The 4,428-nt window shown below is 51.3% G+C and carries 2 protein-coding genes; both read left to right on the forward strand.

The features are described from left to right. Positions 1-665: 665 nt before the first annotated feature. Positions 666-1,679 (forward strand): phenylalanine--tRNA ligase subunit alpha, encoded by a 1,014-nt coding sequence (gene pheS / locus B2Y11_RS05745; protein ID WP_291057224.1) that lies wholly within the window; start codon positions 666-668, stop codon positions 1,677-1,679. 18 nt (positions 1,680-1,697) lie between these two features. Further along, positions 1,698-4,169, forward strand: coding sequence for a phenylalanine--tRNA ligase subunit beta (pheT, locus tag B2Y11_RS05750; RefSeq protein ID WP_291057214.1), 2,472 nt, complete (start codon positions 1,698-1,700; stop codon positions 4,167-4,169). Positions 4,170-4,428: the final 259 nt, after the last annotated feature.

The raw sequence follows: 4,428 nt of genomic DNA on the forward strand, positions 1-4,428 counted from the left end.
ATTCTTATGAAAGCAGACTCTATGAATGAATCAGTGCTTCCTTAAATAGCAACTGATGACACAAAAGCAAGTCCCATAACGCTGACTTTATATTCATAGCTGCCAAAGGCGGCTATTCACCACCCTCTGAACCCGGGCCGCCGTATGGCGGCCCTATTGACATTTCCGTCAGTCATGTTAAAATAGCATTATATATTGAGGCTATGATGAAGAAGGAGCATGCGGGGATTCTATGCAGGGATCCGGTACCAGTGAAACACCGGAAAGAATTCGCAGGGCTCAGTTCACTTCGGAGCTGTCGGCTGAACGGAGTAGGCCGGACGCAGGGCTGCGTTAAAGCTTTCGAGTACAAATCAGGGTGGTACCGCGGATAGACTTCGCCCCTTTCGGGGCGGGTCTTTTTTTATTCCATCATCCTTTTGCATAAGGAAGACAATGCCCGATCAATCACAGGAGGTATATACATGGATACTAAGTTGGAAGAGCTGAAAGCAAAGGCTAAAGAAATGCTGAAGGCTGCAAACGATGAAAACCGCAAACAGGAAACCTACGATGCGGTGAAAGCAAAACTGACCGGCTTTTTGAATGATGTGAAGAAGCTTGGTGATGGAGACCAGACGATTTCTGACCTGGCTGACCAGGTGAGAGCACAGATTGTTTCTTTTATGGAAACAGACCTGGATACATTGAAGAAGGAAGCACAGGACAGAATTGCTGCTTCCATGGACGAAAAGACACTGCAGGATACCAAAGTATTCTTCCTGGGCAAGAAGGGGAAACTCACTTCTATTTTGAGAGGCATGAAGGATGTTTCCGCTTCCCAGCGTCCGGTCATCGGTGCTCTGGCCAACCAGGTGCGCAGTGATGTGGAGGCTGCCATTGCAGACAAAATGGAAGAGCTGAAGCAGAAGAGACTGGAAGCGAAAATCAGACATGAAACTGTGGATATCACCCTTCCCGCCCGCCATCACAAAATCGGCCATCTCCATCCCCTGGACAAGGCACTCCGTGAAATCATGAAGTCCTTTGTACGCATGGGCTATTCCGTAGAGGAAGGACCGGAAATCGAGCAGGACTACTACAATTTCGAATGTCTGAATCTTCCCAAGGATCATCCTGCCAGGGATATGCAGGATTCCTTCTATATCACTCCGGAAATTCTTCTCCGTACCCATACTTCCCCGGTACAGGCCAGAACTCTTCGGAAGCATGAACCCAATTCCCCGATTCGCATGATTGCCCCGGGCAAGGTATTCCGCTGGGATAACGATGCCACCCATTCTCCCGTCTTCCATCAGGTAGAAGGCCTGGTAGTCGATAAGGGCATCAGCTTTGCAGACCTGAAGGGCACCCTGGAAATCTTCCTGAAGGACCTCTTCGGCTCCGACACCAAGATCCGCTTCCGTGCCAGCTATTTCCCCTTCACCGAACCGTCCGCTGAAGTAGATATTTCCTTTGCCGCAAGAACCGGTGAAGAAGACGGAGATCCGGACTGGCTGGAAATCCTGGGCTGCGGCATGGTTCACCCCATGGTACTGAAGCTCAACGGCTACGACCCGGAAAAGGTAAGCGGCTTTGCTTTCGGCATGGGTATCGAACGTATTGCCATGCTGCTTTACGGAATCGATGATCTCCGTAATTTCTACGAAAATGATGTCAGATTCCTGAAGCAGTTCTAATGGAAGGAGATTATATAGATGAACGTATCTTTAAAATGGCTGGGAGCCTTAGTCGATATTAAAGGAATGAACCCCGATGATATGGCGGAAACGCTGACGGTGGACGGCATTCCTGTAGAGCATGTCATCCGTCCTGGAGAAGGTATCAAAGGTGTGGTAACAGGGAAAATCCTGTCCGTAGAAAAGCACCCTGATGCAGACCATCTTCTCATCTGTCAGCTGGATGTGGGGGAGGAAGAACCGGTGCAGATCGTCACCAGTGCCTCCAATGTGAAGGAAGGCCAGATCGTGCCCTGCGCCCTCTCCGGCGCCCATGTGCCTGCTGCCCATGATAATAAAGCCCCCGGCGGCCTTCGCCACGGCGACATCAAAATCAAGGCAGGCAAGCTTCGCGGCGTAAAATCTGCCGGCATGATGTGCTCCCTGGGCGAACTGGGCATGGATGCCAATCTGTTCCCTGCCCTGAACCATGAAGGCATTCTCATCCTTCCGGAAGATACACCGGTAGGCGTGGATATTCACACACTCTATGATCTGGACGATGTGGTTTATGAAATGGAACTCACTGCCAACAGAGCCGACTGCTTCAGCATGATCGGCATGGCACTGGAAACCGGCGCCATTTTCAAGAAAAAAGTAACCCTGCCGGAAATTTCCGTAAAGGAAGAGGGCCCCTCCATCGAAGGCCGTGCCTCCGTCCATATTGCCGAACCGGCTTACTGCAAACGGTTCTGCGGCCGCCTTCTGGAAAACGTAAAAATCGGCCGCTCCCCTGAATGGATTGAAAACCGCCTTCGCAGCAACGGTATCCGTCCCATCAATAACGTGGTAGATGCCGCCAACTATGTCATGCTGGAAATCGGCCAGCCCCTCCATACCTATGATTACGATAAAGTGGCCGGTCATTCCCTCACCTGCCGCCATGCCCATGAAGGCGAAAAGATCATTACCCTGGACGGCCAGGAAAGAGAGCTCAATCCTTCGGATCTCGTCATTGCCGACGGTGCTGACAAAGCAGCCTGTGTAGCCGGCGTGATGGGGGGATTTGACTCCGAAGTCACAGCAGAAACAAAGAACGTGCTCTTTGAATCCGCCGTATTTGATTCCGCCTCCATCAGAAGAACCTCCCGCCGCCTTGGCCTTCGCTCCGAGGCCTCCGGCCGCTACGAAAAGGGCATTAACCCTGCCAGAAGTGAAATGGCCATCAACCGTATCTGCCAGCTCCTGGAAGAACAGGGCGCTGCCACCACCGCTAAGGGCATGCTTGATGAATATCCTGTCAAAGCAGAACCACAGGTTATCAAAACAACGGTGAAGAGAATCAATGACTACATCGGTATTCAACTGCCCAAGGAAAAAATGATTGAAATCCTTCAGGACCTCTATTTCAGAGTAGAAGAAGAGGATGGAAACCTCACCGTCACCGTTCCGGACTTCCGCCTGGACCTTTCCGGCATGCCGGATCTGGCAGAAGAAGTGGCCCGGGTTTACGGCTACAAGAACATTCCTATTACCACCCCCTGGAGTGCCATTGCCAAAGGCGCCATGTCCAAAGAACAGGATGTGGTTTTCCGCATTACTGACAGTCTCGTGGCAGACGGCCTTTCGGAAGTGGTAAACTACAGCTTCATGGACAAAAAAGACCTGGAAAAACTGAACTTCCCCTGGGGCCATAAAGTATACAATGCCATTCCCATTATGAACCCCATTTCCGAAGAATATCCGGATATGAGAACCACCCTTCTTCCGGGACTCATGCACACTTTGACCTACAACCTGTCCCAGAAAAATGAAGAAGCAGCTATCTTCGAATCCGGCCACGTTTACCAGCCAAAGGAACTGCCCCTGAAAGAACTGCCCTACGAATACGAACTCTTCTCCGGCCTCCTCTACGGCAGCCCCGACGAAGCAGGCTATCCGAACAATGGCAGGAAATACGATTTCTTCGACGTGAAAGCCATTATGGAAAACGTGCTGGAAGCACTGGGCGTAAGAGGCTATGACATCAAACGCTCCGGCTATCCTGTATTCCATCCCGGTATTTCCGCTGACTTCATCAAAGATGGCAAAGTACTCATGTCCTTCGGCCAGCTCCATCTGGCTGTGCTGGATAAATGGGGTATTAAAAAAGAAGTCTACGGCTTCGTCATCTTCGTACCGCACCTCATGGGACTGGTAGATGAAACCATCGACTACACCAAGATCCCGAAATTCCCGGCCTCCCAGCGGGACCTCTCCCTCCTGGTACCGGTTCACTGCTCCAACGATGAAGTAGAAGACATTATCCGCAAAGCCGGCGGAAAACACCTGGAAATGCTCCGCCTCTTCGACCTCTACCAGGGCGAACAGGTCAAAGAAGGATTCAAGAGCATGGCCTACAACCTCACCTTCCGCGCAGAAGACCGCACCCTCACCGATAAGGAAGTGGACCAGTGGATTGAAAAAATCGTAAAAGCACTGGAAAAAGCAGAAATTACCCTCCGCGCATGATAACATTTGGGTATAAGAAAACCCCGGAAAATCGAAATGATTTTCCGGGGTTTTTGTAGTGGGGATTTGGGGGCGGGATCGGCGGCGTAGGCTGCAGGCGCCCTTTGCAAATATGGGGCGCCATTTCTTTAAAACTTGCCCACCCTCCCTCGATGGGGTGGGGATCGCATGAGCGGTGGAAGGGGGCCGCCGGAGGTGGAATTATAATTCATTGCCCGCAAGGACAATCCACAATCCTAGGGAAGCGCTGATTAAATCG

The organism is Dialister sp. UBA1703 (assembly GCA_002320515.1).
Taxonomy (GTDB): Bacteria; Bacillota; Negativicutes; order Veillonellales; family Dialisteraceae; genus Dialister.

What these genes read in the sequence shown, in the direction of transcription:
- pheT (WP_291057214.1), top strand. Translation starts at nt 1,698, where the DNA reads ATGAACGTATCTTTAAAATGGCTGGGAGCCTTAGTCGATATTAAAGGA.
- pheS (WP_291057224.1), top strand. Translation starts at nt 666, where the DNA reads ATGGAAACAGACCTGGATACATTGAAGAAGGAAGCACAGGACAGAATT.